Source organism: Rhodococcus sp. (in: high G+C Gram-positive bacteria), assembly GCF_049591685.1.
GTDB lineage: Bacteria > Actinomycetota > Actinomycetes > Mycobacteriales > Mycobacteriaceae > Rhodococcoides.
Genome location: NZ_JBAWFH010000448.1, coordinates 1 through 4,457 on the forward strand (window position 1 = coordinate 1; position 4,457 = coordinate 4,457).

3 protein-coding genes are annotated in these 4,457 nt (G+C 66.8%); 1 reads left to right on the top strand and 2 read right to left on the bottom strand.

Annotated elements, in window-relative coordinates; genetic code table 11:
- Window positions 1–2: 2 nt before the first annotated feature.
- Entirely contained in the window at window positions 3–974 is a 972-nt protein-coding gene (locus WBQ44_RS18840; protein WP_495568195.1) for a metal ABC transporter solute-binding protein, Zn/Mn family, read from the bottom strand.
- 192 nt (window positions 975–1,166) lie between these two features.
- Between WBQ44_RS18840 and WBQ44_RS18845 the strand changes: the two genes are divergently transcribed.
- Window positions 1,167–2,261, top strand: a complete 1,095-nt coding sequence (locus WBQ44_RS18845; protein ID WP_495568193.1) for a LacI family DNA-binding transcriptional regulator — start codon at window positions 1,167–1,169, stop codon at window positions 2,259–2,261.
- Between the two features lie 121 nt (window positions 2,262–2,382).
- Here the strand turns inward: WBQ44_RS18845 and WBQ44_RS18850 are convergent.
- A partial coding sequence (locus WBQ44_RS18850; protein ID WP_495568194.1) for a trehalase-like domain-containing protein occupies window positions 2,383–4,457 on the bottom strand: 2,075 nt, incomplete at its 5' end.

Below are 4,457 nucleotides of genomic sequence, written 5' to 3' on the forward strand. Positions count from 1 at the left end.
ACTCAGGACGCACTCAGTGCTGCCTCGAGATCCTGCGCTGCCTTGGTCTGCCACTCGATGTAGGTCATGCCCTCGGGCAACGTCTCGGTGACCTCGACAACCGGTACGCCGGCTGCTTCGGCGGTCGAGCGAATGTCCTGGGTGACGGCATCCTGGGTCTGCGTGTTGTAGATGAGCGCCCGTACCGAATCGGCGGTGAACAGGTCGCGGGTCGCGGCGATGGACGCAGGCGACGGGTCGTTTCCTTCTTCGATCGCGTTCTTGAAGTCTTCGGGAGTGCGGTCGTCCAGCTCGGACTCTTCGATCAGGTAGTGCGCGATCGGCTCGGTCTGCGCGACGGGTGCACCTGGGTGTTCAGCGGCGATCGTGGCCGTCACATCGGTTATTCCGTGTACCTGCTCGTGGAAGGTCTCCGCGTTGGCGGTGTACTGCGCGGCGTTGTCGGGATCGAGCTGTCCGAGCTTTTCGGCGATCGACTCGGCCGTCGCTGCAGCGACCTCGGCGTTGTACCAGACGTGTTCGTTGACCTCGCCGTGCTCGTGACCGTGCTCATCGGAAGCAGGCTCTTCCGACGCCTGAGCTTCGGCTGCCGGTTCGGCTTCTTCCTCGTGTCCGTGACTTTCCTCGACGAGGTCGAAGGCGTTGACCGAGGGAACTCCGCTTCCTTCGGACTCGAGGATGTCGGTGATGAACTCGTCGTAACCGCCGCCGTTGTAGACGACGAGCGAGGCCTCGGCGACCTTGGCTGCATCGGCCGGGGACGCCTCGTACGAGTGTGGATCGGCTGACGGGTCGGCGATGATGGACTCGACGGAGGCCAGGTCACCGGCGACGGCTTCGGCAACAGAGCCCCACACGTTGGTCGACGCGACGACGGTGATCGGGCCGTCGACAGCCGTCGCGGGGGCGGAGCTGTCGGCAGGCTCGGAGTCCGAGCTGCAGGCGCTGAGGGTGAGCGCTGCGGCGCAGGTCATGCCCACGAGTGCGGTCGTGGTGCGGTTGCGTGAACGGCGTGACTGACGCACTGGGGCTCTCCTGGAAAGTGAGCGAATAGATGCAATTGGAAACGGTTACCGTTGTACTGTAGCCGTGGCACGTCGACCGATCGAATCGGACACAGGGCGTTCTTTTTCACTTCTGACCCATTGACCGACTACCGTCCGAGTATGTCCAGGTCGAGGGAGCCGCGACGCCCGGCCACACTGGCGTCCATCGCCGCCGAGTTGAAGGTCTCGCGAACCACGGTTTCCAACGCGTACAACCGTCCCGACCAGCTCTCGCCCGAACTGCGCGAACGCGTCCTGATGGCCGCCAAACGGCGCGGATACGCAGGCCCGGACCCCGTTGCACGGTCGCTGCGAACCCGCAAAGCAGGCGCCGTCGGACTCGTCCTCACCGAAGCCCTCAGCTACTCCTTCCGCGACCCCGCCGCCATGGCGTTCCTCGCAGGGCTCGCCGAATCGTGCGAGGCAGCCGGGCAAGGCCTCCTCCTCATCCCTGCAGGTCCCGACCGCGACGACACCGCGGCCGCAGCCGTCGTCCAGCAGGCAGGGGTCGACGCATTCGTCGTCTACTCCGTCGCCGACGACGACCCCTACCTCTCCGCAGTACGCGACCGGCACCTGCCCATCGTCATCTGTGACCAGCCCCGCGGAGTCCCCGAAGCAGCACTCGTCGCCATCGACGACCGAGCCGCCATGAAACTCATCGCCGACCAGGTCATCGCACTCGGCCACGAGCACATCGCCGTACTGTGCATGCGACTCGGTCGCGACCGGCGCGATGGCGTCGTACCACCGATGCGGCTGCAGAACAGTCACTTTCACGTCCAACGCGAGCGCATCGCCGGCGTCAAGGACGCCATGACCGGAGCCGGACTCGACCCGGACACCCTCACCGTCGTCGAACGTTTCGACCACAGCATGCGATCCGGGCACTCGGCCGCAGCCCAAGCCCTGCAGGCCAATCGCCGCACCACCGCACTGCTGTGCACCACCGACGTCCTCGCGCTCGGAGCGCTCAACTTCGCCAAGGTGGCGGGCATCGACGTACCCAAGCAGCTCACGGTCACCGGCTTCGACGGCGTCGAAGATGCCATCCGCGACAACCTCACCACCGTCCGTCAGGACGCGGAAGAAAAGGGTCGACGCGCAGGCGCGCTCCTGATGTCCACCTCGCGCTCCGGCGTCGTCGCCGCGGAATTCCTGCCGACCGAACTGGTCAAAGGCCGCACCTCGGCCGCTCCGCCTGCAGCTCGCTGAGCGTCCGACCCCACCCGCCCACCGCCCGCCCCCGCCCCCGCCCCCGCATCGATGGGCCGTTGCAACCGTCCAGCCGTTGTAATGGGCCATCGATGCCGGGGGGGCGGGCAGGGAAACCGCGTCAGGCGCTCAGCAACGCTGCACAGCGCAGCAGTCCGAGGTGGCTGTAGGCCTGGGGGTGGTTGCCGAGCGAGCGTTCGGCGACGGGGTCGTATTCCTCGCTGAGCAGGCCGGTGGGTCCGGCTGCGCTGACGAGTTGGGTGAACAGCGCTTCGGCTTCCGATCGCTGTCCGATGAGCAGGTAGGCCTCGACGAGCCATGCGGCGCAGAGGTGGAATCCGCCTTCGCCGCCGGGGAGTCCGTCGTCGTGGTGGTAGCGGTAGACGGTCGATCCGCTGCGCAGTTCGGTTTCGGTGGCGGTGACGGTGGCTGCGAAGCGAGGGTCGGTGGGTTCGATGAGCCCGGACAGTCCGATGTGCAGGGTCGCGGCGTCGAGGTCCGTGCCGTCGTAGGCGGCGGTGTAGGACTGCACCTCCTCGCTCCAACCTTGGTCGAGTACTTCGGCGCGGATGGTGGAACGCAGTGCCTGCCAACTGGATTCGATGGTGCGGTCGAAGGTTTCGGCGAGGGTGATGGCGCGGTCGATGGTCATCCAGCCCATGACCTTGGAGTAGACGTGGTGGCGCGGGTTGCCGCGGATTTCCCAGATGCCGTGGTCGGGTTCGGACCAGCGGCGTTCGACGGCTTCGACCATCGACCTGACGAGTGACCAATCATCCTCGGACAGTGCTTCTTTGCCGCTGAGGCCCTGTGCCTGGCGGGCATGTGCCAGCGAGGCGATGAGGTCGACGATCGGGCCGAACACGTCGAGCTGCACCTGCTGGTTGGCGGCGTTGCCGACGCGCACCGGGCGGGATCCTGCGTAGCCGGGGAGCTCGTCGATGACGGCTTCGGGGGGAAGCCCGAGGCCCCAGATGGTGTAGAGCGGGTGCAGGCGTTCGGGGCCCGGAACCGATTGCAGCACACCGTGTACCCAGGACAGGTAGTTCTCGGCCTCGGTGGTCGACCCGACGTTGACCAGAGCTGACGCGGTGAGGGCGGCGTCGCGCAGCCAGCAGTATCGGTAGTCCCAGTTGCGGACGCCCCCGATGTCTTCGGGCAGCGATGTGGTGGCAGCGGCCATGATGGATCCGGAGTCGGCGTGCACGAGTCCGCGAAGCGTCAGCGCCGATCGCTTCATCAGGTCGCGCTTGAGCGGCGGAAGGGTGAGACTGTCCGCCCAGTCCTTCCAGTAGCTCTCGGCCTGGACGCGACGGTCGAGCTCGGGTGTGCGGAACGGTCCGAGATCGTCGGTGCCCATGCGCAATTCGAGAACGACCGGTCCGTTCGACGGATCCACCTGGGCGTGTGCCGTTTCCTGGGTGCCGTCGGAGACGACGTTCCAGCGGACGCCGGGGCTGCGTAGCACCATCGGGTCGGCGGTGCCGTAGATGCGCAGGCCGTCGTCCTCGGGCTCGAGGCGGACCCACACCTTGCCGAACTCGGGTCGTGGCGCGAAAGACACGATGGCTGTGGCCTTGCCGGTGATCACGCGGGTGAGCGATGTCTGACCGGTCGACACGTCGTGCGGCAAGTAGTCGGTCACCTGGAGACTCGCCCACTTGGTCTGCACGGTCATGGTGCCGTCGACGTACTGCTGGCTGAGGGGGAGCGAGGCCCGGGTGGGACCGATGCTGAAGTGCCCGGCTACGTCGCCGCCGAGCAGATGCGCGAACACTGCCGCGGAGTCCGGTTCGGGATGGCACAGCCAAGTCAGGTTCGCGTCGGGGGTGAGCAGTGCGACGGAGTTGGGGGAAGCCAGCATCGTCAGTCGTTCGATGCGGGGCGCGTCGGCTCCGGACAACCACTGGCGACGCTCCTCGAGCAGGAAGGCGAGCGCAAGGGCGACCTGTTCGGTGTTGTCGATGCGGAATTCGGCGGCGCTGTCGCCGGTACCGACTTTCACTCCGATGTCCGGTCCGTGCAGGCGCGCGAACGCCTTCTCGTCGGTGACGTCGTCGCCGAAGAAGATCGCCGCGGTCGCGCTCTCCTGGTGCCGGAGGATGTCGAGCGCGACGCCCTTGTCGGTGACGATGACCGCGAGCTCGATCACGGATTTACCTTCGGTGACCTGCACGCCTTCGCGCTGTGCGACGC